The organism is Methylobacterium radiodurans (assembly GCF_003173735.1).
Lineage (GTDB): Bacteria > Pseudomonadota > Alphaproteobacteria > Rhizobiales > Beijerinckiaceae > Methylobacterium > Methylobacterium radiodurans.
Genome location: NZ_CP029551.1, coordinates 305244 through 328111, shown reverse-complemented (window position 1 = coordinate 328111; position 22868 = coordinate 305244). Strand labels below are relative to the sequence as shown.

Genomic DNA, 22868 nt, shown 5'->3' with positions numbered 1-22868 from the left:
CATACATCCGGAGGCTGCTCCGGAACGGCACGGATCGAGAGAGGATGCGCGATGGCCCGCTACCGCTTTCACTGCACCAACGGCTACGAGTGCGTGTTCGACGCCAAGGGCGCGGAGGTCCGGGCGCCGGGCCGCCTGGTCGACCGGGCGCGGCGCGTGGCCCGGGACGTGATGCGCGATCTCGACGCCCGCACCGACTGGTCGGAGTGGCGGGTCACGGTGCACGACCTCAAGGGCCGCCGCGTCCTGCTCCAGCCCTTCCCGGGCGGCGAGGAGCGGGCGCTTGCAGCCTGACCACGCCGTGACGCCGAAGCATCTGACGCGGTCGCTGCTGACGCCGGAGGCGCGGGCGGGCGACCCGGAGCAGAGCATCCGTCCTCTGTCGCTGGCGGAGTTCGTCGGCCAGCGGGCGGCGCGGGCCAACATGCAGATCTTCATCGAGGCCGCCCGCAAGACCGGCCAGGCCCTCGACCACGTGCTCTTCGTCGGGCCCCCCGGCCTCGGCAAGACAACCCTCGCCCAGATCGTCGCCCGCGAGCTCGGCGTGAACTTCCGCTCCACCTCCGGCCCCGTCATCGCCAAGGCCGGCGATCTGGCCGCACAGCTCACCAACCTCGACGAGCGCGACGTCCTGTTCATCGACGAGATCCACCGCCTCAACCCGGCGGTGGAGGAGATCCTCTACCCGGCCATGGAGGACTACCAGCTCGACCTGATCATCGGCGAGGGGCCGGCCGCCCGCTCGGTCAAGATCGACCTGCCGAAGTTCACGCTTGTCGGCGCCACCACCCGGGCGGGCCTGCTCACCACGCCGTTGCGCGACCGCTTCGGCATCCCGATCCGGCTGGCCTTCTACGATGTGGACGAGCTGCAGCTGATCGTGGAGCGGGGCGCGCGGGTCCTGGGGCTCGGCATGTCGGCGGAGGGCGCCAACGAGATCGCCCGGCGGGCACGCGGCACGCCGCGGATCGCGGGCCGGCTGCTGCGGCGGGTGCGCGACTTCGCGGTGGTGGCCGAGGAGCCGGTGGTGACGCGCGCCCTCGCCGACCGGGCGCTGCAACTCCTCGACGTGGACGCGATCGGCCTCGACGTGATGGACCGCAAGTACCTGAGCCTGATCGCGGGCTCGTTCGGGGGCGGGCCGGTGGGCATCGAGACGATCGCCGCCGCGCTCTCCGAGCCGCGCGACGCGATCGAGGACATCATCGAGCCCTACCTGATCCAGCAGGGCTTCGTGCAGCGCACCCCTCGCGGCCGCGTCCTCACCGCCCGGGCCTTCCAGCACATGGGGCTGCCGGTGCCGCGCGCCGAGATGGATCTGGAGCCGGCGGAGGCCTGATCCGGCGCGAGGCGCCTACCCGCCCACGAGGCTGTCGGCGAAATCGTCGGGCACCGCGCCGAAGCTCTCCAGGATCGCGATGCTCTCGACCTCGCCGGTCTCGTCGTCGGCGACCACCCGCAGGGCCGCGGTGCCGGGCAGACGCCCGGCCATGGCCTGCGCTTTCTTGAGCGCTCCGCTCTCCGTGCCCGTGACCTCGCGATCGCCCGGGCTCAGGCGATTGCGCTTCATCACGAAGGTCTGCACGACGAAGGTCGTCTTGAGGGCCATGGGGGCGATCCATGAGGGAGATCCCGGACGCGAGTGCCCGCTCTACGCGATCGAGCCTACCCGCCTCAACGCTCGCGCCGCAGGCTGCGGATGAAGCGTTGGGCGACCCCGCGCACCGCCGCGTCGTCGCGGCTCGCGTCGTCGGCCTTGTCCCAGAGGTGGTCGAGGCTGCCCTCCAGCGCGTCGAGGAGGGCGGGATCGCGCTCGGCGAGGTGGCGGATCGTGCCGAAGAGCAGGTGCTCGACGGCCAACTCGCGGTGGCGGGCCTCGACGATCGGATCGGGATTGGGCTCGGACATGGTGCGAGAACGGCCGGGCGGCCCGCCGGTTCGGCCCCGGGCCGCGATGCCGCAGCCTGACAGCAACCCGTCAGTTCCGCTTGCGCAGCGGGCGCTCGTAGCGGGCGGCCGTCTCCGCGAAGCCCGTCGCCGCGCAGAAGCCGCGCAGACTCGCGGCCTCCGGCCCGGCATCGAGATGCAGCACGCCGCAGCCGGCGGCGCGCGCCGCCTGCGCGCCGGCCTTGAGCAGCAGGCGCCCGATGCCCTGGCGGCGTTCCTCGGGCGCGACCGCCAGGGTGCTGACCGCCGCGACCGGGTGCGCGTCCACCAGCGTCGCGTGCCAGTGCAGAACGATGAGCCCGCTCGGAGGCCCCCAGGCGAGGGCCAGGAGCGCGCTGCCACGGTCCTGCCGCAGCGCCTCGATCCGCTCGGCGAGCGCGCGCGGCGCGATCGCGAGGCCGCAGGCGCCCAGCAGATCGGATAGCCCGGCCGCGTCGGCCGGGCCGGCCGAGCGGATCTCCAGGCCGTAGCGGTTGCTCACATCGGCGCTCCGGGGGCGGGGCGCCCTCGTTGGGCGGAAAGGCCCGGCCGGGTCAAGCGGCGGGGCTCCCGAGGCTCCCCCGAAGGCCGCGCGGCCTTCGGGGACGCACCGTCAGGCCAGCGTCGTGAGGTCCTGGAACCAGTGCTGGGCCTGGGTGTAGCCCTTCACCCGCGGCGAGAGGGCGTGCGGGTTGGTGTCGTGCACCACCCAGACCTGCACCGCGTCGTCCACCACGCGCTCGTGCATCCGGGCGAGCAGCCGGTCCTGCTCGGCGGTGTCGAGGCTGTTGCGGACCTGATCGCAGAGCGCATCAACCTCGGCGTTGCGGTAGTGGCTCCAGTTCACCCCGTTCGGCGCGATCTGGCGGGAATCGTAGAAGCGCAGCATCGCGTAGAACGGGTCGGAGGTGACGTAGGCGATGTTGCTCGCGCTGACGTCCTTGAGGCTCGGGTCGGCCGCGCCCTGGCGCCAGCCCGTATAGGCCACCTCCAGCTCGACGGTGCGGAACGCCACCTGGATGCCGACCTCCGCCCAGCTCTGCTGGATGAACTCGTTGATGGGCAGGCTCAGCATCTGGCCGGTGCCGCCGGTCGGGATCACGAGGGTGGTCTTGAGCGGGTTCGAGACCGAGTAGCCGGCCTCCTTCACGAGCTTGCGGGCCTCGTCCATGTCGGTCCGGATCTTGAAGCCCGGGTTCCCGAACCACGGGCTCGACGGCTGCACCTGGCCGACCGCCGGGGTGGCGAGGCCGCCCATCAGCTGCACCACGCCCTCGCGGTCCACCGCGAGGTTGGCGGCGCGCCGCAGGCGCAGGTCCCGCCAGGGCGAGCCCTCGACCATCGAGAGGTGGTAGTTCCAGACATGGGGCGTGTCGTTGCCCACCACCCGCATGCCGGCGGCCTTGAGGCGCGGCACCGCGTCGGGTGCCGGCAGCTCGATCAGGTCGACGTTGCCGGAGAGCAGCGCGTTCACCCGGGCGAGATCCTCCGGCACGCAGGCGAGCGTGAGCTTGGCGAGCTTCGGCGCGCGCTTCGGATTCCAGTAGCGCTCGTTCGGCACGAACTCGGCCCGGACCCGGGGCGTGAGGTTTGCCAGCTTGTAGGGACCGGTGCCGGAGGGCTGGAAGGCGAACTTGGCCCAGTCGCGCCCGACCCGCTCGTACTGCGCGGGCGAGGAGATCAGGAACCAGAGCATCTGGTAGGGGAACAGGCTGTCGACGCTCTTCGTCGTCACCTGCACGGTCATCGGGTCGAGCTTGCGGTAGCTCGCCACGCCCGGCAGGCGGGGGCGCACCTGGGCGGCCTGGCGCTGGTCGAAATGCGGTGCCTCCTTGTTGAGCACCTTGTCGAAGTTCCAGATCACCGCGTCGGCGTCGAAGGCCGAGCCGTCGTGGAAGACGACCCCGTCGCGCAGGCGGAAGATCCAGTTCTTGCGATCGGCCGGATCGCTCTCCCAGGACGTCGCCAGCCCCGGCACCATCTTGCCCGGCCGGTCGGCGACGTCGAGTTCCCAGGCGACCAGCGGGTCGTAGAGGGTGAGCCCCGTGAACTGGTAGCCGCCCGCGCCCCGGTCCGGCTGGCCGGTGGTGAGCGGCAGGTCGGTCATCGAGATGCCGTAGGTCAGGCTGCCCGAGGGCCCGCCGGAGGGACCATTCTGCGCCAGGGCCCGGCCGGTCGGCCCCAGGGCGGCGAGGGCGGCGCCCCCGGCCAGGACCGATCGGCGTGTCAGCGGCATGCGGTGCATCGGGATCTCTCGTTCGGGGACTGTACGGGACGGGCCGGCGGCCGGGAGCGGCCGGGGCAAGCCCGTCGCGCATCAACAGAAAACGGGAGCAAGAAACAGGCCATTACGGCCCAGCTCTCGCGGCTCGCCGGGCCGGGGGCGCAGGCAGAGCCGCAGATCAGCGCGTGGGCGCACGTGCATTCGCGCCGCGGCGCCGGCCGGCAAGGCTGACGAGAACGGGCGGCCGCAGCGGCGGGACGGGCGAGAGCCGACAAAGATCTGCGGCGTTGCTTGGTCTCCACCTCGGCGAACCGCGGGGTGTCGCTCGCCCGGGGGCCCGCCGCGCTGCGGCGTGACAGACGTCCGGGATCCGGGCACAGTGTCGGTCCGCGAGAGCCGGCAGCAGAATCCGGACCGCCCCGGGGGCCAGGAGGGAGAGCGCCATGCCACGGTACTTCTTCGACGTCCGGTCCGGATCCGGCCTCGTCTGCCTCGATTACCAGGGCCTCGACTGCGCCGACGACGCGGCGGCCCTCGACGCCGCCCGCCACGGCGCCGGCTTCACCTCGCACGCGGACTGCGCCCGCAACCCGCAGCTCACCCGTTACCGCTTCAGCGTGCAGGACGCCGAGCACCGGCCGCTTTTCACCGTCCCGTTCACCGAGCTGGAGCCCGACGCGCCGCCCGCCCGCAAACGGCCCCGCGGAACCGGGCGCGGCCGGGCCGCCCGGAGCCGGCAGGCCGTGCACTGAGGCCCTGCGGCGGCACGCCGCATCTCCGTCGCGCCGCCGCATCATCTGGGGGCAGGTCCGGAGTCGTCTGCAACTTTCGGTATCGGTTTCACCCTTCCGAAAGCAGCGCCCTCTTCAATCAGGGCGTGCAGACGGACCCCAGTATGCAGCCAAGCCTCGCAGCCCAGATCGACGGCGAGCTCACGAAGAGCTGGCACGAACCGCGTTCGGCCACCCTGCGCGCGCTCTACGTCGCGCGCCAGGACGCGACGCAGCGCCAGGACGTGCGGGGCGCCGTCTGGATCGTCGGCATCCTCTACATGCTGTTCACAGTCACCGACGCGGTGCTGATCGGCGACGTCCTGCCCTACACGGCGGCCGCGCGCCTCGCGATCGGCCTCGGCTTCATCCTCAGCATCGAGATCCAGATCCGGCGCAAGGTCTCGCTGCCTTTGATCGACCGGCAATGCGCGGCGGGCGTGGTCGTCGGCTACGGAGCGTGGCTCTGGCTCTCCAGCTACAGCCACCATCACGTGAGCGCGTCGTACTACATGACCTTCGGGATCATCTTCATGATGGTCTCGAACCTGTTCTGCAATTTCGGCTTCCGGTTGGCGCTGATCGCCTCCGGCGTGATCGCGGGCAGCTTCCTCGTCGCCCTCGCGACCATCTTCTCGGTCAGCTACGAGTACGCGGTGGCGGTCGGCACGCTCTATCTCTCGACCTTCGTGCTGACGCTCTACGTCAACTGGAAGCTCAACCGGGAGCGCTATCGCGTCTTCCTGAACGCGGTGAGGGCCGAGCAGCAGCAGGCGGAGGTGGTGCAGCGCGGCGCCGCGCTGCTGCGCCTCTCCACCACCGACGCGATGACGGGGCTGGCCAACCGCCGGGCCATAGACGATGCCCTGCGCACCCACTGGGAGGCGTGGCAGGGGCGGGGCGAGGGCTTCGGCGTCGTCCTGATCGACATCGACTACTTCAAACTCTTCAACGACCATTACGGCCACCAGGAGGGCGACCGCTGCCTCGTCGAGGTCGCCGCCGCGCTACAGCGCGTCGCCGCGGCGCGGGGCTGCACCGTCGGCCGCTTCGGGGGCGAGGAGTTCATCCTGCTGGCCCGCTCCGAGAGCCGCCGGCAGATGACCCGGATCGCCGAGGAGGTCCGCTGCGCGATCGAGGCGCTGGCCCTCCCGCACTGCCAGCGGCCGGACCGGTCCGAGACCATCACGGTCAGCGTCGGCGCCGCCTTCAGCGCGGATGTCGGCGGCAACAAGGTCGAGCGCCTCGTGACGGAGGCCGACCGCGCCCTCTACGCCGCCAAGGCGAGCGACCGGAACTGCGTGCGGGTGTTCGACCGGGACGATCCGGAGCAACTCGGCCTCTACGAGAGCGTGGCCGACCTCGTCCGCACCGCGCTGGCGCAGGACAGGGTCTCGCTCGTCTACCAGCCGATCCTCGACGCGCGCACCGGCGCCGTGGTGGCGGCCGAGGCGCTGATGCGGCTGACCGCCCCTGGCGGCGAGCCGGTCTCGCCCGCCGTCTTCATCCCGGTGGCCGAGCGGACCGGCGCGATCGTCGAGCTCGGCAAGTGGGCGGTCCGCACCGCCTGCCGCGAGGCCCTGATCGGCGCCGGCCTGCCGCGGGTCAGCGTCAACGTCTCGGCGGCGCAGTTCCGCGTGCCGGGCTTCGCACTCGCGGTGGCCGGCATCCTCGCCGAGACCGGCATCCCCGCGAGCCGCCTCGCCGTGGAGGTGACCGAGGGCCACGAGATCGAGACGCAGGCCGCGGTGATGCAGGGGCTCGCCGAGATGCGCGAGCTCGGCGTGAAGCTCTGGCTCGACGATTTCGGCACGGGCTTCGCCGGACTCTCCTGCCTGCGCAGCCTGCCCTTCGACCTCGTCAAGATCGACCGCTCCTTTCTGGAGGCGGCCGCGGCACCGCAGGGCCTGCGGATGCTGGAGGACATCATCGGCCTCGTGCGCAACGCCGGCCCCGCCACCCTGGTGGAGGGCGTCGAGACCGAGGAGCAGCGCGCGATGCTGGCGGCCCGGCGGGTCGACAAGCTTCAGGGCTTCCGCCTCGGCCGGCCGATGCCGATCGCGGCGCTCAAGGGCTTCCTGCGCGGGCGGGAGGTGGCGCCCGCCCGCTCGCGCTCGGCTTGAGGCGGCGCGCCGTCGTCTCCGGGTCAGGCGTGCTCCAACTCCAGGTAGCCGACGCAGGCCGCCGAATCCGCCCAGTAGTTGGCGCCTGCGAGATCCACTTCAGAGATCTCCGCCGCGAAGGCCCGGATCTGCGCCTGCGTGCGATAGATGAGCTGCCAGTCCATCACCGCGTCCATATAGGCTTCCTCACGCAGCCCGGTGAGGAAGTTGCCGACGAGGAGCCGCCCGCCCGGCCGCAGCAGCCCGAACAGCTTGCGGGTCAGCCGCGCCGCGATCCGGTCGTCGAGATAGTCGTAGAGGCCGGCCGCGTAGACGAGGTCGAAGCGCCCGATCTCCGCCTCCGCCGTGGCCTTCGCGGCGATGAAGTCGCGCACGCTGAGCCGGCGCGTCGCGACCGCCGGCGCGTCGGCCCGGTCCGCCACCCGCGCGAGGCTCTCCCGATCCTGGTCGGTCGCGAGCAGGCGCCCGACACGGCCATCCCGCAACCCTGCGCTGATCTCGGCCTCGCGCAGGTGCCCGCAGGCGACCGCCAGCACCGCGGCGCCCGGCCGCTCCGCCGCGGCCCGATCAATCGCGCCGGCCAGGATCCGGCGGCGCTCACGCACAGCCGCGCAGGGCGCCGTCCCGGAGGTGACCGCGTAGGCGGCCCGGCCGGCCGCGCTCGCCTCCGCCAGCGCTCCGTCCGCGTCGGGATGCCGGTAGATCAGGTCGAGGAGGCCGGCATCGCCCGGATATCCGCGCGGGCGGGCGAAGGCGTAGCGGGTCAGCGGGCAGACCTGCATCAGTGCCCCGACCGCGTGGGCGCGCACGGCGGGCACGGCGGCGGCCGTCCAGTCCGCCGCCCCCGCCTCGTCGCGCAGCGCCCGCAGGGCCTCGATCGTCCGGTCCGCCAGGGCCGCATGAGCCTCGGGCCCCTCCTGCTCCGCGAGGCCTGCCGCGACCGCGTCGAGCCGCTCCGCGACACGGACCATGAGTTGTCGATGGGCCTCGGACAGGGGCGGCGGAGACGTATCGGCTTGGTCGGGTTTCGTAATGTGCCGGCCGACATCGATCGTTCCGGAATGTTTCGGCCATATCCGCGAGGATGTGGCCGCACGCGCTTGCCTGGAGCGCAGAAGTCTTGCCTGTTCGCTACGCATTACATCGCATCCAAGCGGCGATCCGGCTGCATCGAGGCGATCGGATACGCTGGTTCCTGGCCCCCCGGAGCGAGATAATCTGAGCTTTGATCCGAAGCGTAGCGTTGCGGCGGTTTCGGAAAGGTGTTGTCCACCAAAACCTATAGTTGTGCACATCATCAATGCGCGGCCTGCGCGAGACGGGCTCCCGGCGGTCGTGGCGGCTGTGCCGCCAGGTGGGCCGGCAGGTGGATCGACGATCCGCATAGGCCAATTTGTCGCAGGTTCAGGATGAGCGAGGTCGCGTCCGACCGGCGGGGGGTTGATTCCTTGCAGAGGATACGTTCTGTCGCAGACGAGATGGTTTGGGATGCCGGGACTGATTTGGGGTCTTCCTGCATTCCATTTGTCGATCTCGTATCAGGTCGCAAGGCGCGCGATGCCGGCCAGTGCAATATTTGATGCCGGACCGAACGGAGTCGGTGAGCAGGTTCAGGCTGTCCTTCGTTCAGTTCGCCGACATCTTTCGATGGATGTTGGGTTTATTTCCGAGTTTATCGAGAACGAGCGAGTTTTTCGCTTCACCGACGGCGAGATCTCGCGCGGGCCCATCATGGTCGGCGGCTCCGATCCACTCCGGCAGAGCTTCTGCCATTACGTGGCGAGCGGGTTGATGCCGGGCCTCCTGCACGATGCCCGGGAGGACCCCATCGCCCAAGGCCTTCCGGTGACGAACGAACTGCCGGTGGGAGCCCATCTCAGCGTGCCGCTCCGCCACGCCGACGGGACCGCCTACGGCACCCTGTGCTGCTTCAGCTTCACGCCCGACCGCACGCTCACCGGGCGCGACCTCAACGTGCTGCGTCTCTGCGCCGACGTCGTCTCGGCCGTCCTGCAGAAGGACCGCCGCGCGATCCTCGACATGGAGGCGCGGCGCGCCCGCATCGCCGACATCGTGGAGAACCAGGCCATCGATGTGGTCTACCAGCCTGTCTACGCCACGAGCGACGGGCGGCTCACGGCCTTCGAGGCCCTGTCGCGCTTCCGCGCGCGGCCGGAGCGCGGGCCGGACCACTGGTTCGCCGAGGCTGCCGAGGTCGGGCTGCTCGAGGAGCTGGAATTTCTGGCCGTCGCGGTGGCGCTGCGGGGGTTCGAGCGGATCGACCCCTCGGTCAGGCTCACCCTCAACCTCTCGCCGTCGAGCGTGCTGAGCCCGGCCTTCCCGCACGTCCTGGAGGGTGCGCCGCTGGATCGCGTCGTGGTCGAGTTGACGGAGCACGTCGAGGTGCCCTGCTACGCGGCCTTGCGTGCGGCCCTGGCTCCTCTGCGGGCTCGGGGCCTGCGGCTCGCCATCGACGATGTCGGGGCGGGCCACGCCACCTTCCGCCACGTGCTCGACCTCTCGCCGGAGCTGATCAAGCTCGACCGCAGCCTCATCGCGGGGATCGACGGCGATTCCGCCCGCCGGGCTCTCGCCGACGCGCTGACGATCTACGGCCGGCGCATCGGGTCCGAGGTCGTGGCCGAGGGCGTGGAGACGTGGGCCGAGTACGCGGTGCTGAAGGAGATCGGCGTCACCCGCGCGCAGGGCTATCTCCTGGGGCGGCCCCAGCCGCTCGACGAGGCCTGCCGCCTACCTCTGACGATGGCCGCGCTGGGCGGGGCCGGATCGGCAGCCTGACTCGGAGCGCGCGGCATGCCGGGGTCTGCGCCGCTGTGGCCGCGGTTTCCCGCCAACCGGGTCGCGACGCTGGCTAGCCACGCGGGGGGCGCTCCGTCGGCGCCCGTGGGGACGGGGCGGCGCCGCAACCGTAGCGGCGTCGCCCGCCTCGGTTCAGGCCGGCGCACCCGCGGCCTTCGCCTCGCGGCGGCGGGCGGTGAGGATCCACTCGGTGTAGCCGTTGGGCTGCGCGCGGCCCTTGAGGACGAGGTCGCAGGCGGCGCGGAAGGCCGGCCCGTCGAAATCCGGCGCCATCGGGCGGTAGAGCGGGTCGCCCGCGTTCTGGCGGTCGACCACCTTGGCCATTCGCCGCAGCGTCTCCATCACCTGCGCCTCGTCCACCACGCCGTGGTGCAGCCAGTTGGCGATGTGCTGGGACGAGATGCGGAGCGTCGCCCGGTCCTCCATCAGGCCGACATCGTGGATGTCCGGCACCTTGGAGCAGCCGACCCCCTGGTCGATCCAGCGCACCACGTAGCCGAGGATGCCCTGCGCGTTGTTGTCGAGCTCCTGCTGCACGTCGTCGGGCGCGAAGTTCGAGCGGGCGAGTGGGATCTCCAGGATCTCGGCCAGCGCCGAGCGCGGCCGGCGCGCGAGTTCGAGCTGGCGGGCCCGCACGTCGGTCTCGTGGTAGTGCAGCGCGTGCAGCGTCGCGGCGGTGGGGGAGGGGACCCAGGCGGTCGACGCGCCGGCCTTCGGGTGCGCGCCCTTCTGCATCAGCATGTCGGCCATGGCGTCGGGCGCGGCCCACATGCCCTTGCCGATCTGCGCCCGGCCGAGCAGGCCGCAGGCGAGGCCGACATCGACGTTGTTCTCCTCGTAGCCTTTGATCCAGGCAGTCGCCTTCATGTCGTTCTTGCGGATGACGGGTCCCGCCTCCATCGACGTGTGGATCTCGTCGCCGGTGCGGTCGAGGAAGCCGGTGTTGATGAAGACCACGCGGGTCGCCGCCGCCTTGATGCAGGCGGCGAGGTTCACCGTGGTGCGGCGCTCCTCGTCCATGATCCCCATCTTCAGCGTGTCGGGCTCCAGGCCCAGCATGGCCTCCACCCGGCCGAACAGCTCGACCGCGAAGGCGACCTCCTCGGGGCCGTGCATCTTCGGCTTCACGATGTAGACCGAGCCGGCGCGGCTGTTGGGATAACCGGAATCGCCCTTGAGGTCGTGGATCGCGATCATCGCGGTGACGGCCGCGTCGAGCATGCCCTCGGGGATCTCGTTGCCGTCCGCGTCCAGCACCGCGTCGGTGTCCATGTGGTGGCCGACGTTGCGCACCAGCATCAGGGAGCGGCCGGGCACAACCACCTCGCCGCCGCCGGGCGCGATGTAGTGCCGGTCGGGGTTGAGGCGGCGCTCCTGGGTGCGGCCGTCCTTCTGGAAGGCCGCCGCGAGCGTGCCCTTCATCAGGCCGAGCCAGTTGCGGTAGACCACGACCTTGTCGTCGGCATCCACCGTCGCGACCGAGTCCTCCAGATCCATGATCGTGGAGATCGCGGATTCGAGCAGGATGTCGGCGACCCCCGAGGCGTCGAACCGACCGATCCGGTGGGTGCGGTCGAGTACGACCTCGATGTGCAGGTTGTTGTGGCTCAGGAGCAGGGCCGAGGGCATGCTGGCCCGGCCGCGATAGCCCGCGAAGGTCTCGGGGCGCGCCAGCGGCACGGTCTCGCCGGTGTTCAGGTTGCCGACGAGCGCCCCGTTCTCCACCGCGTAGGTGACGACGTCGGCGTGGCGGCCGCCGGCCAGCGGCACGAGGCGGTCGAGATAGGCGCGGGCGCGGGTGACGACACGCGCGCCGCGGGTGCGATTGTAGCCGCCGCTCCGGACGGCGCCGCCCTCCTCGGAGACCGCATCCGTGCCGTAGAGCGCGTCGTAGAGCGAGCCCCAGCGGGCGTTGGCGGCGTTGAGCGCGTAGCGGGCGTTCGAGACCGGCACGACGAGCTGCGGCCCGGCAATCTCTGCGATCTCGGCATCGACGTTGCGGGTATCGACCTGCACCGGGCCGGGATCGGGCAGCAGGTAGCCGATCTCGCGCAGGAAGGCCTCGTAGGCGGCGGGATCCGCGGGCTGTCCGACGCGCGCGCGATGCCAGTCGTCGATGCGCGCCTGGAGCGCGTCGCGCCGGGCCAGCAGGGCGCGGTTCTTCGGCGTCAGGTCGCGCACGATGGCGCCGAGGCCGCCCCAGAACACCTCGGGCGAGATCCCGGTCCCGGGCAGCGCCTCCGCCACCACGAAATCGTGGAGAACCCGCGCCACGGCGAGACCGCCGACATTCACTCGATCCATACCCGTCCTCACAGCGGCCTCGTCCGAGACCATGTCCGCAACGGGAGCCGTGGATAGCAGGCGAGTCGGCGGCGAGGTAGGCGCTGCTCTCGCGAAGGAGCGACAGAATACGGAATACCTCACGCCACCGACCAGGGCGGAGCGTGACAAGATTCCTCGGCCGTAAATCGCCGCCCACATGCAAGGACGGTCGCGCCGCTTGCCGAGATTCTACCGCTTCGATACCAGCTTCGCCACCAACGATTTCGGGAGGTCTCGAATGCCCCACCTGCAACCCTCGCGCCGCGTGATCCTGGCCGGGGGACTTGCCGCCGCCGCGCTTCCCTTCTCCGCGCGGGCGCAGGGCGCCTATCCGACCCGGCCGATCACCCTGATCGTGCCCTTCGCGGCAGGCGGCTCGACCGACGTGGTCGGGCGCCTCGTCGCGCAGAAGCTGTCGGAGGTGCTGGGCCAGCAGGTCGTCGTCGAGAACGTGGTCGGCGCGGGCGGCAATGTCGGGGCCGCGCGCGTCGCCAAGGCGGAGCCGGACGGCTACACCATCCTGATGGGCACGGTCGCGACGCACGCGCTGAACCCGCTCATCCTCAAGCGCAAGCCCTACGACCCGGTCACCGACTTCGCCCCCGTGGCGCTGCTCGCGGTCGTACCGAACGTGCTGATCGTCAACCCGAACCTGCCGGCCAAGAACGTGCAGGAGCTGATCGCCCTGCTGAAGGCCGACCCCAAGAAGTACAACTACGCCTCCTCGGGCATCGGCACGCCGCTGCACCTCTCGGGCGAGCTGTTCAAGAGCATGGCGGGCGTGCAGATGCAGCACATCCCCTACCGAGGCTCGGGCCCGGCCCTCAACGACGTCGTGGCCGGTCAGGTGCCGATCCAGTTCGACAACCTGCCCTCGGCCTCGGAATTCATCCGCTCCGGCACCCTCCGCGCGCTCGCGGTGACGACGAAGGAGCGGGCGCCCTCCTTCCCCGACGTCCCGACCATGGCCGAGGCGGGTCTGCCGAACTACGAGACCTACACCTGGAATGCTCTGTTCGCGCCGCCCGGCACGCCGAAGCCGATCGTGGACGCCCTCAACGCGGCCGCCCGCAAGGCGCTCGCCGATCCGGCCCTGGTCGAGCGCCTGAAGACCTTCAGCGCCAAGGTCCAGCTCTCCACCCCCGAGGAACTGGGCCAGCACGTGAAGACCGAGACCGCGAAGTGGACCCCGGTCGTGCGCGAGGCCGGCATTCAGGCCGACTGATCCATGACCCTGTCCGCGGCGCCGTCATCGGATGCGCCGCGGACGGACGAGCAACCGACACGATCAACCAACAACAAGAAGCGCCGGTCAAGGCGAGGACTGGATTCCGGGAGAGATGCATGAGTGACCCAGTGGGTGGCTCGGGAGGGCGCGGGCTGGTGCGCGGACCCCAGAGCTTCGTGGCCGGACTTGGCCTGATCGGCCTCGGGCTGTTCGCGATCTGGGCGGGCAGCGACCTGTCGCGCGGCACGCTCGGCGCGATCGGTCCCGGTCTGATGCCCTACTGGCTGGCCATCGGGGTCATGGCCTGCGGGGCAGCGCTCTGCGCGGCGGGCTTCCTGCAGGACGGCGCGCCGCTCCAATCCATGCCGCTGCGCGGACCGGTGGTCATCATCCTGGCGATCCTGATCTTCGCGGTGACGATCCGGCCGTTCGCCTTCGGCAGCGTCACGACGCCGGGCCTCGGCCTCGCCGTAGCCGGCCCGCTCGCCGTGCTCGTCGCGGGCTACGCCAGCCACGAGGCTCGCTTCACCGAACTCCTCATCCTCGGGCTGCTTCTGACCGCCGGCTGCATGCTGCTCTTCGGCGACCTCCTCAACCTGCCGATCCCGATGCTGCCGACCGCCCTGATCCAGGCGCTCGCCGGCACGCTCCCGTCGCGCACGCTGCTGCGGATCGCGGCTGGCTTCCTGGCGCTCGTGGGCCTCGTCCTGCTCCTCCTGAACCGACGCTCGGCCAAGCGGGAGCCGATCGACGTCGCACAGCACTCCCTGACGACCTGAGCGAGCCCCAGCCATGACGGACCTCCTGTCCAATCTGGGCCTCGGCTTCGCCGTCGCGCTCAGCCTCCAGAACGTCGCGCTCTGCTTCCTCGGCTGCCTCGTCGGCACGCTGATCGGCGTCCTCCCGGGCGTCGGGCCGATCGCCACCATCGCGATGCTCCTGCCGATCACCTTCGGGCTCGACCCAGTGGGCGCGCTCATCATGCTCGCCGGCATCTATTACGGCGCGCAGTACGGCGGCTCCACCACCGCGATCCTGGTCAACATCCCGGGCGAGGCGACCTCCGTCGTCACCACGCTCGACGGCCATCAGATGGCCCGCCAGGGACGGGGCGGCATCGCGCTCGGCACCGCGGCCATCGCCTCGTTCTTCGCCGGTACGGTGGCGACCATCCTCATCGCCGCACTCGGCGCGCCGCTGACCAAGCTCGCGCTGATCTTCGGGCCGGCCGAGTACTTCGCCCTGATGGTTATGGGTCTGGCCTTCGCGGTCGTGCTGGCGCACGGCTCGGTGCTCAAGGCCGTGGCGATGATCCTCGTCGGCATCCTGCTCTCGACGGTCGGCACCGATCTCGAGACGGGCCAGGAGCGCATGACCTTCGGCTTCGCCTTCCTGACGGACGGCGTGGACTTCTCGGTGCTCGCGATGGGCCTGTTCGGCATCGCCGAGATCCTGCGCAACCTCGACCAGAGCGAGACTCGCGACGTGGTGCGGGCCCAGATCGGGCGCCTCCTGCCCGGGCTGGCGGAGCTGAAGCAGGCGACGCCCTCTACCCTACGCGGCACGGCTATCGGCGCGATCCTCGGCATCCTGCCGGGCAACGGAGCCGTGCTCGGGCCCTTCGCCTCCTACACGATCGAGAAGAAGATCGCGCGCGATCCCTCGCGCTTCGGCCGCGGCGCCATCGAGGGCGTGGCGGGCCCGGAGAGCGCCAACAACGCGGGCGCGCAGACCGCCTTCATCCCGCTGCTGACGCTCGGCATCCCGCCGAACGCCGTGATGGCGCTTATGGTGGGCGCGATGACCATCCACGGCATCGTGCCGGGGCCTGGTGTGATGACCAAGAACCCGAACCTGTTCTGGGGCATGATCGCCTCGATGTGGATCGGCAACCTGATGCTCCTCATCATCAACCTGCCGCTCGTCGGCCTCTGGGTGCGCCTGCTGAAGGTGCCCTACCGGCTGATGTTCCCGGCGATCTTGATGTTCTGCTCGGTCGGCATCTACTCGATCGGCTCGCAGCCCACCGACGTGATGCTGATCGGCGTGTTCGGGCTGATGGGCTACCTGTTGATCAAGTTCGGCTTCGAGCCCGCTCCCCTGCTCCTCGGCTTCGTGCTCGGCAAGCTGATGGAAGAGTACCTGCGGCGCTCGCTGACGCTCTCGCGCGGCGACATGATGATCTTCCTGGAGCGTCCGGTCAGCGCTGTGCTGTTCGTGATCGCCTTCGCGATCATCGCCGCCGCCCTGCTGCCCTCGATGCGCAAGAGCCGCGACGAGGTGTTCACAGAAGCCTGAGGCCACCCGCCATCGGGCCTATACGAGGGGAAACGAGAAGCATGAAACGGGCAATCGCGATCGGCGTCCTGGCGGCGCTCACGAGCTTCGGTGCCGCCGCCGACACCTATCCGCAGCGGCCGATCACCATGATCGTGCCCTTCGCGGCGGGCGGACCGACCGACGTGGTGGCGCGCATCGTCGCCGAGCCGATGTCGCGCGCCCTCGGCCAGCAGGTGGTCGTCGAGAACGTCACCGGCGCGGGCGGCACCACGGGCATCACCCGCGGCGCGCAGGCCGCGCCGGACGGCTACACCATCATGGTGGGCCATATGGGCACGCACGGCGCCGCCCCCGCCCTGTTCAAGGGGCTCAAGTACGACCCGGCCACGAGCTTCGACCCGATCGGCTTCCTGGGTGGCGTGCCGATCCTGATCGTCGCCAAGAAGGACTTTCCGGCCAAGGACTTCAAGGGCTTCATCGAGGCCGTGAAGGCGGGTGGCCCGAAGATCAACCAGGCGCATGCGGGCGTCGGGTCGGTCTCGCACTCGACCGGCGTGCTGTTCGACTCCCAGGTCGGGGTCAAGCCGACGCTGGTGACGTACCGCGGCACCGGCCCGGCGATGAACGACCTGATGGCCGGCCAGGTCGATTTCATGGCCGACCAGATCGTCAATGTCGGGCCGCAGATCGCGGGCGGCACGATCAAGGCCTACGCCATCGCGACCCCTGAGCGCGCCCCGAGCCTGCCCGACGTGCCGACCACGAAGGAGGCGGGGCTGCCAGGCTACGAGGTGAGCGCCTGGAACGCGGTCTTCGCACCGAAGGGCCTGCCCGCCGACGTGAAGGCGAAGCTCGTGGCTGCCGTGGAGGCGGCCCTGAACGACCCGATCGCGACGAAGCGCCTGACCGAGCTCGGCAGCAACATCCCGAAGGCCGACGAGCGCGGCCCGGCCGCCCTCCAGAAGCTCGTGGAGAGCGAGGTCGCCCGCTGGACGCCGGTCCTGCGCTCGGCCGTCGAGAGCAACCAGTAAGGCCAGACCTCGGGACCGCCCGCCACCCGGCGGGCGGTGCATCCGGCAGGCTTTGACCGGCGAGGCGTCCTGGGGGGACGCGTCCGCCCGCGTCCGCGATGCGCCCGCAGCGGCGCTCGCGGCCGCGAGCACGCAGAGAAGGAAGTCATCCGTGGAACAATACCTGACCTCAACGTTCCTGCTGTCGCTCCTGCAGATCATCTGGATCGACATCATCCTGTCGGGCGACAACGCGGTGGTCATCGCCATGGCCTGCCGCGGCCTGCCGGAGCGGCAGCGGCGCATCGGCGTGTTCCTGGGCGCCTTCGCGGCGGCGGGCCTTCGCATCCTGTTCGCGGTGATCATCTCGCAGCTGCTCGCGGTGCCGCTCCTGAAGGTGCTGGGCGGCCTCATCCTGCTGCACATCGCGGTCAAGCTCGTGCGCGGCGAGGACGAGGGCGAGGAGCACGTCCAGACGAGTGCGAGCCTGCCGAAGGTGGTCTGGACCATCGTGGTGGCCGACGCGGTGATGAGCTTCGACAACGTCGTCGCGGTCGCGGGCGCGGCCAAGGGCCACGACGAGCTCTTCATCATCGGCCTGGCGCTCTCGGTGCCGCTCCTCATCGTCGGCGCCAGCCTGATCACCCGGGCGATCGACCGGTTCCCGGTGCTGATCTGGTTCGGCGGCGCGCTGCTCGGCTGGGTGGCGGGCGAGATGATCGCGACCGACCGCCTTGTGGTCCAGCACGTGGCCGAGGCCCTGCCGGCCGGAATCCAGGGCCTCTTCCACTACGGCGTCGCCGCCCTCGGCGCCGCGATCGTGATCGCCATCGGCATGCTGCTGCGTCGCCGCAGCGACCGGGCGGTCGCCCGCGAGCAGGCCACGGCCGTCGGGCGGGCCGAGGCGGACGTGCTCGGCGGCTGAGGCGCGCGTCGCCCCCTCTGCCCGTGCGGGGAGAGGGGGCGACGCATCGCAGTGCCCGGCCCGGGCAGGGATTGGCTCCCGGTTCAGCCCGGCAGGACCGGCTTCTTCTCCGGGCTCAGGCCGGTGATCAGGGCCGGGTCCACGTCGAGATGGGCGGCCACCAGCGCCGGCGGCGTCAGCCGCATCCACTGGTTCAGCGAGACGTCGGCGTAGGTCGGGCTGCGGAACATCTCCAGGAAGACGAGCTTATCGCGGCCCGTGTTCTCGATGTAGTGACCCATCGCGAAGGGCACGTAGCCCACATCGCCCGCCCGATAGTCGAAGGTGCGGGCCTTTGATTCCGAGCCGAACACCGTCATCCGACCCTCGCCCGCGATGTAGTACTGCCACTCGTCGCCGTTCGGGTGCCAGTGCAGCTCGCGCAGGGCCCCCGGCTCCAACTCGACCAGCGCGGCCGCGATGGTCTTCGAGGCCGGGAAGATCGCGGAATCGGTGATCCGCACGCTGCCTCCCTTCGTCCGGACCGGCTCCTGCGCCAGCATGCGGTGGCTGAAGCTCTGCGGCACGGGGCCGGCCCCGCCGGTCCGGTCACCGGCGAGGGGACCGGGCTTCGGGGCGGGAAAGATGTAGCGCTCCTTCTCGGGCAGATTCCGCAGCGCGTCCTCGGAGACGCCGAAGTTCTTGGCGAGCACGTCCCGCGGCGTGTGCGCCAGCCAGTCGGTGATCAGGAAGGTCGAGTCCTCGGAGAAGCTGCCGTCGTCGAAGACGAGCAGGAACTCGCAGCCGTCGACATCGCCCTCAAGGCCCTGGATCGCGTGCGGGATGCCGGAGGGGAAGTACCAGAGGTCGCCCTCGCCGACATCGTCCACGAAGGTGCGTCCCGCCTGGTCGACCGCCGAGATCCGGGCGCGGCCCTTCAGCATGTAGGCCCACTCGGCTTCCTTGTGCCAGTGCATCTCCCGGGCGACGTTGGCCCGGAGCCGCATGTTGACCCCGGCCATGGCCTTGGAGACTGGCAATTCGCGGGTGGTGGTCTGGCGCGCCCAGCCGCCCTCCTCGAGGCGCATGTGGCTGTCGCTGAACGACCATTTCAGGTTCGGCATGGTGCCGTGGTCGGTCCGCGGCGGCCGCGTGGTGAAGGGATCCTGCGCCTGCCGGGCCGGGTTCTGCGGTCCCAGTATGTCGGCTCCGTCCCGTCCGCGGACGGGGGTGAGGGGCTGTCCGACTCCCGTCCCGGCGGGTCCTGTCTGGGAGGAGCCCGGCTGGGCCTGGGCGGCGCTACCCGCGAGCGCTCCTGCCGCGGCGATGAGGCTCCGACGCGAGATCTCGGTCATGCTGTCCCGGGTGCTTGCTGTGGGGAGAGGTATCGTCCCGCTCCCCCCAAGCTTGCGCGCGGTGCCCGGGATCCCGGGCGCCCGATCAGGAAACGGTGAGCGCTTAGCCCACCTCGTCCCGTCGGCCTCGCCCGGGCGTGCCTGTCCTCAGCGCGGCGGGTTCACGGTCGAGCCAGTCGCGTCGACGCCCGCGGGCTTCAGGGCCCAGAGCTCGGTCGGAAGGCTGATCGGGGCGCCCGGCTTGTAGTCGGCCGAGTCCTGGATGTGCGAGGTGGTCACGTAGATTGTGCCGTCAGGGCCCTCGCTGAACGTGTCGGGCCAGCGCAGGCGCTCGTCCTGCACCAGCACGGTCAGGCCCGCATTCGTGCCGGAGAGGTCGCGCACCTTCACGGCGTTGTCCTGGGGCGAGGTCACGTACATCCGCCCGTCCTTGCGGGCGATCAGCAGGCCGTCCGCCGGGCCGTTCTCGCCGACCGTGGCGACCTTGGCCCCGATCGTCCGGTCGGTGAGCAGCTCGGGCACCACCGAGGCGGTGGCCCAGCCGGTCAGCGCGTCGGTCGGCAGGCTGTAGAGCGTCTTTCCCTTGATCGCCTGCCAGTAGAGCGTCTTCCCGTCGTTCGAGAGCGCGATGCCGTCGGCGGCGAACTCCACGCCGCGCCCGTCCGGACGGCGCAGCGGCTGGCCGTCGTAGCTCACCGTCACGCTCTTGTCCGGCATGGTCGCGGCGTGGCCCGAGAGCACGCGCTTGGCCGAGCCGCTGTCGAGGTCGACCACGATCAGCGCGCCCTCGGCACCGGAATCGGTGAGATAGGCGGTCTTGCCGTCCGGCGCGATGCGCACGTCGTTGAGGTAGGAGGCCTGCATCACGGTCGTGGGGTCGAATGGGATCGTCTTCACAACCTGGTTGGTCTTCAGGTCGATGCCGACGAGCTTCGGCCCGTCCTTGACCACGGCGCCCATCGCAGGGGCCGCCGCATCGACAACCCAGAGCCGGTCCTGGCCGTCCGCCACCACGCTCTGTACGCAGACGAAGTGGTTTTTCGGGTCGATCCCGTCCTTCTTGGCGTTGCGCCAGGAATTCCACTCCGCGTCCGGGAAGGGCACGGGCTTGCCGTCCTTCAATTCGGCCACCGAGACCGGCGCGTCCTCGCTCCAGCGCGGGAAGTTCACGAAGATGCGCCCGTCCTTCGCCACAGTGACGCCGGTGACCTGATGCTCGAAACGGGCGACCGGGGTGAGCTGCACGGGCGCGGCCTGCGCCGCCCCGGCGGGCTTGGCCGGTTGGGCCGTGTCCCGGGCTGCCTCCTGGGCGGCTACAGGGCCGGTCAGCAGCGTGCAGGTGAGGAGGACGGCGGGGAGGCCCGTGGAGGCAGCCGGCAACGGGCCGGCACGGTTCGTCGTGAGTGCCATGGTCGTTCGGTCTCGCGCGGAGGATCTGCCCCGCCAACGCACGAGAGGGCTCAGCGCTTCAGGGTGCGACCGAAAGTGCCCGAGAGGCCTGCCGGTTCGCCCATGCGTTGCGAGCAGGCGCGATGCATCTCCCGCCCCCCAGCGGGGGAAGTGAGCGGATGTCGCGCGTTGGTGCCGCGATGGCCCTCGCCCTCAACCCTCCCGCGGCTCCGAGCCCGCGAGTGATTGGGCCATGCGCTCGATCCGCTCGGCCGCCTCCGTCAGGCCGGCGGCGAGCTGCCCGGTCTCGGCGCGTAGCGCCGCCGTCTCGGCCTCCGCCGCTGCGAGCCGGCGCCGGGCCTCGGCCAGCTCGTCCGCGATGGTGATCGCGGTCATCACCTGCAGGCGCATGTCGCCGATCTCGCCGAAGGCCTTGCGCATCTCGGCCACGCGCCGGCCCAGTTCCTCGGCGAGCGCCGTGAGGTGCGGCTCCTCGCCGGGCCCGCAGGCCATGCGGTAGCTCTTTCCATCGATGGTGACCTGAACCTGGGGCATCAGCGCCGCGCCTCCTCGGGCTCCCGGCCCCGCCCCTGTTCCTGCCCCAGCACGCCCTCGACCGCGTCGATCGCCCGGTCGACGCGCTGCCCGAGCGCCTCGGCCGCGGATCCGAACGCGGCGAGACGTGCGGTCGCGGCGTCCAGGGCGGCGGCGAGCCGGGCCCGGTCCTGCTCCATCAGGGCGAGTTCGGTGTCGCGGTCGTCGGGCGCGGCATCCGCCTCGACGCGGCGGGCCACCACGGCCTCCAGCCGGCCGAGGGCGGCGCCGAGCCGGGCGAGCGCCTCGGCGGCGGTGGGGGCGGCCGGATCGGCCGGCGGGGAGGGCGCAGACTTCATGGATAGGGCGAGCTTCCGATGCCGGCCGCGCCGGCCGGTGGCCGAGGATGCGGGCTGGGCTTGGGTTTTCCCCAAACCCGGGGCGGATTTCCAGTCCGGTACCCGCGGGTTGCGCCGCTATCCCAGGGGGAACCTGCCGGGAGCGGGGGTAACCCGGGATTGTCACGCAGGTGCGTTTGACAGGTGGGGGACCCATGTTAGACAGCCGCCGCGTGCCCCGCCGGGCTCGCGGCCGCGGGCCGCAACGTGCCGGAATCTCGACCTGTGACAGTCCTTTGGCCCACGCGCGCATCGTTCGCGGATCGGTTGATCCCGGGCTGCCCGGTGCGGTCGGACACCTCCAGAGCGCCGCACGTCCAGGCCACGGCCACGGTTCATCCCCGGTTCAGCCGTGACGCTTCCAAAGCGGTCCGGCGCATGGACGGCCGGCAGGGCCACCGCCAGCTCAACGCAGTAGTCGGACGCCCGAGGCGCGGCGCCCCCCATCAGGAAGGAGTCACGCCGTGACGGTGAAGGTTGCCATCAACGGGTTCGGCCGCATCGGCCGCAACGTGCTGCGCGCGATCCACGAGGCCGGCCGCCAGGACATCGAGGTCGTGGCGATCAACGATCTCGGCCCCGTCGAGACCAACGCGCACCTGCTGCGCTACGACTCGGTGCACGGCCGCTATCCGGGCGAGGTCGCGGTGGACGGCGACTTCCTCGTCGTCGACGGCAAGCGCATCAAGGTCACGGCCGTGCGCAACCCGGCCGAGCTGCCGCACCGGGATCTCGGCGTCGACATCGCGCTGGAATGCACCGGCATCTTCACCTCGAAGGACAAGGCCAAGGCCCATCTCGACGCGGGCGCCAAGCGCGTCATCGTCTCCGCTCCGGCCGACGGCGCCGACCTCACGGTCGTCTACGGCGTGAACCACGACAAGCTGACCTCGGATCACCTCGTGATCTCGAACGCCTCCTGCACCACGAACTGCCTCGCGCCGGTCGCCAAGGTGCTCAACGAGACGGTCGGCATCGAGCGCGGCTTCATGACGACGATCCACTCCTACACGAACGACCAGCCCTCGCTCGACCAGATGCACAAGGATCTGTACCGGGCACGCGCCGCCGCTCTGTCCATGATCCCGACCTCGACGGGCGCCGCCAAGGCGGTGGGCCTCGTCCTGCCGGAGCTGAAGGGCAAGCTCGACGGCACCGCGATCCGCGTGCCGACCCCGAACGTCTCGGCCGTCGACCTCGTCTTCACGGCCAAGCGCGCGACGACCGTCGAGGAGATCAACGAGGCGATCAAGGCCGCCGCCGCCGGCCCGCTCAAGGGCGTGCTCGGCGTCACCGACCGGCCGAACGTCTCGATCGACTTCAACCACGACCCACACTCTTCGACCTTCCACCTCGACCAGACCAAGGTCATGGACGGCACCTTCGTGCGCATCCTGTCGTGGTACGACAACGAGTGGGGCTTCTCGAACCGCATGGCCGACACGGCCGTCGCGCTCGCCAAGCTGATCTGACGTCCCCGCCGCCCGCGCCCCATGGCGCGGGCGGACGCTCTTCCCGGCCCTCCGCGGGATCAGCGCGGGCGGCCGACGGCCCTCGTTCTCGCCTTCCGATCACGCAGGAT

Annotated in this window: 21 protein-coding genes; 11 read left to right on the top strand and 10 right to left on the bottom strand. The window is 70.8% G+C overall.

The annotated features are described in order from the left end of the window. Window positions 1-51 precede the first annotated feature (51 nt). Together DK427_RS01430 and ruvB are read left to right on the top strand one after the other, a co-directional pair. On the top strand, window positions 52-294 hold the full coding sequence (locus DK427_RS01430) for a DUF6894 family protein (protein ID WP_109949706.1): 243 nt from the start codon (window positions 52-54) through the stop codon (window positions 292-294). After that, window positions 284-1339, top strand: coding sequence for a Holliday junction branch migration DNA helicase RuvB (ruvB, locus tag DK427_RS01425; RefSeq protein WP_425452523.1), 1056 nt, complete (start codon window positions 284-286; stop codon window positions 1337-1339). Before DK427_RS01430 ends, ruvB begins: the two co-directional genes overlap by 11 nt. 15 nt (window positions 1340-1354) lie before the next feature. Here ruvB and DK427_RS01420 read toward each other — a convergent pair whose 3' ends face one another. From DK427_RS01420 to DK427_RS01405, 4 genes are all read right to left on the bottom strand, one after another. Next, complete coding sequence (locus DK427_RS01420; RefSeq protein ID WP_109949705.1) at window positions 1355-1609, bottom strand: hypothetical protein; 255 nt, start codon at window positions 1607-1609, stop codon at window positions 1355-1357. A 65-nt stretch (window positions 1610-1674) separates the two neighbouring features. Further along, the gene (locus DK427_RS01415; protein ID WP_204165246.1) at window positions 1675-1908 is read right to left on the bottom strand and encodes a hypothetical protein; all 234 of its coding nucleotides are present in this window, start codon (window positions 1906-1908) and stop codon (window positions 1675-1677) included. 70 nt (window positions 1909-1978) lie between these two features. Beyond that, entirely contained in the window at window positions 1979-2428 is a 450-nt protein-coding gene (locus tag DK427_RS01410) for a GNAT family N-acetyltransferase (RefSeq protein WP_109949704.1), read from the bottom strand. 111 nt (window positions 2429-2539) lie between these two features. Next, on the bottom strand, window positions 2540-4162 hold the full coding sequence (locus DK427_RS01405) for an ABC transporter substrate-binding protein (RefSeq protein ID WP_425452522.1): 1623 nt from the start codon (window positions 4160-4162) through the stop codon (window positions 2540-2542). Between the two features lie 431 nt (window positions 4163-4593). On the opposite strand from DK427_RS01405, the gene DK427_RS01400 reads away from it, so the two are divergent. Further along, window positions 4594-4902, top strand: coding sequence for a DUF6894 family protein (locus DK427_RS01400; protein ID WP_109949702.1), 309 nt, complete (start codon window positions 4594-4596; stop codon window positions 4900-4902). Between the two features lie 143 nt (window positions 4903-5045). Beyond that, window positions 5046-7043 carry a putative bifunctional diguanylate cyclase/phosphodiesterase gene (locus DK427_RS01395; RefSeq protein WP_109949701.1) on the top strand — a complete coding sequence of 666 codons (1998 nt, stop codon included), beginning with the start codon at window positions 5046-5048 and terminating at the stop codon, window positions 7041-7043. A gap of 23 nt (window positions 7044-7066) precedes the next feature. Here DK427_RS01395 and DK427_RS01390 read toward each other — a convergent pair whose 3' ends face one another. Further along, window positions 7067-8014 carry a class I SAM-dependent methyltransferase gene (locus tag DK427_RS01390; protein WP_109949700.1) on the bottom strand — a complete coding sequence of 316 codons (948 nt, stop codon included), beginning with the start codon at window positions 8012-8014 and terminating at the stop codon, window positions 7067-7069. A gap of 517 nt (window positions 8015-8531) precedes the next feature. On the opposite strand from DK427_RS01390, the gene DK427_RS01385 reads away from it, so the two are divergent. Beyond that, window positions 8532-9842, top strand: coding sequence for a sensor domain-containing phosphodiesterase (locus tag DK427_RS01385; protein WP_109949699.1), 1311 nt, complete (start codon window positions 8532-8534; stop codon window positions 9840-9842). A gap of 153 nt (window positions 9843-9995) precedes the next feature. Here DK427_RS01385 and DK427_RS01380 read toward each other — a convergent pair whose 3' ends face one another. Further along, complete coding sequence (locus DK427_RS01380) at window positions 9996-12167, bottom strand: malate synthase G (RefSeq protein ID WP_109949698.1); 2172 nt, start codon at window positions 12165-12167, stop codon at window positions 9996-9998. 259 nt (window positions 12168-12426) lie between these two features. On the opposite strand from DK427_RS01380, the gene DK427_RS01375 reads away from it, so the two are divergent. From DK427_RS01375 to DK427_RS01355, 5 genes are all read left to right on the top strand, one after another. Then, complete coding sequence (locus tag DK427_RS01375; RefSeq protein ID WP_109949697.1) at window positions 12427-13413, top strand: Bug family tripartite tricarboxylate transporter substrate binding protein; 987 nt, start codon at window positions 12427-12429, stop codon at window positions 13411-13413. Between the two features lie 119 nt (window positions 13414-13532). Beyond that, window positions 13533-14195 (top strand): tripartite tricarboxylate transporter TctB family protein, encoded by a 663-nt coding sequence (locus DK427_RS01370; protein WP_109949696.1) that lies wholly within the window; start codon window positions 13533-13535, stop codon window positions 14193-14195. Window positions 14196-14208: 13 nt separating this feature from the next. After that, window positions 14209-15714 (top strand): tripartite tricarboxylate transporter permease, encoded by a 1506-nt coding sequence (locus tag DK427_RS01365; protein WP_109949695.1) that lies wholly within the window; start codon window positions 14209-14211, stop codon window positions 15712-15714. Between the two features lie 41 nt (window positions 15715-15755). Continuing rightward, window positions 15756-16727 (top strand): tripartite tricarboxylate transporter substrate-binding protein, encoded by a 972-nt coding sequence (locus tag DK427_RS01360; RefSeq protein WP_109949694.1) that lies wholly within the window; start codon window positions 15756-15758, stop codon window positions 16725-16727. A gap of 151 nt (window positions 16728-16878) precedes the next feature. Further along, window positions 16879-17631 (top strand): TerC family protein, encoded by a 753-nt coding sequence (locus tag DK427_RS01355; RefSeq protein ID WP_109949693.1) that lies wholly within the window; start codon window positions 16879-16881, stop codon window positions 17629-17631. An 83-nt stretch (window positions 17632-17714) separates the two neighbouring features. On the opposite strand, the gene DK427_RS01350 is transcribed toward DK427_RS01355, so the two are convergent. From DK427_RS01350 to DK427_RS01335, 4 genes are all read right to left on the bottom strand, one after another. Continuing rightward, on the bottom strand, window positions 17715-18965 hold the full coding sequence (locus DK427_RS01350) for an oxalate decarboxylase family bicupin (RefSeq protein WP_109949692.1): 1251 nt from the start codon (window positions 18963-18965) through the stop codon (window positions 17715-17717). 147 nt (window positions 18966-19112) lie between these two features. Continuing rightward, entirely contained in the window at window positions 19113-20375 is a 1263-nt protein-coding gene (locus DK427_RS01345; protein ID WP_109949691.1) for an L-dopachrome tautomerase-related protein, read from the bottom strand. Between the two features lie 192 nt (window positions 20376-20567). Then, a complete protein-coding gene (locus tag DK427_RS01340; RefSeq protein ID WP_109949690.1) occupies window positions 20568-20909 on the bottom strand; it encodes a cell division protein ZapA in 342 nt (113 codons plus the stop codon). Further along, complete coding sequence (locus DK427_RS01335; RefSeq protein ID WP_109949689.1) at window positions 20909-21247, bottom strand: DUF4164 family protein; 339 nt, start codon at window positions 21245-21247, stop codon at window positions 20909-20911. Before DK427_RS01335 ends, DK427_RS01340 begins: the two co-directional genes overlap by 1 nt. Window positions 21248-21750: 503 nt before the next feature. Here DK427_RS01335 and gap point away from each other — a divergent pair. Further along, window positions 21751-22758 carry a type I glyceraldehyde-3-phosphate dehydrogenase gene (gene gap / locus DK427_RS01330; RefSeq protein ID WP_109949688.1) on the top strand — a complete coding sequence of 336 codons (1008 nt, stop codon included), beginning with the start codon at window positions 21751-21753 and terminating at the stop codon, window positions 22756-22758. The last annotated feature ends 110 nt before the right edge of the window (window positions 22759-22868 follow it).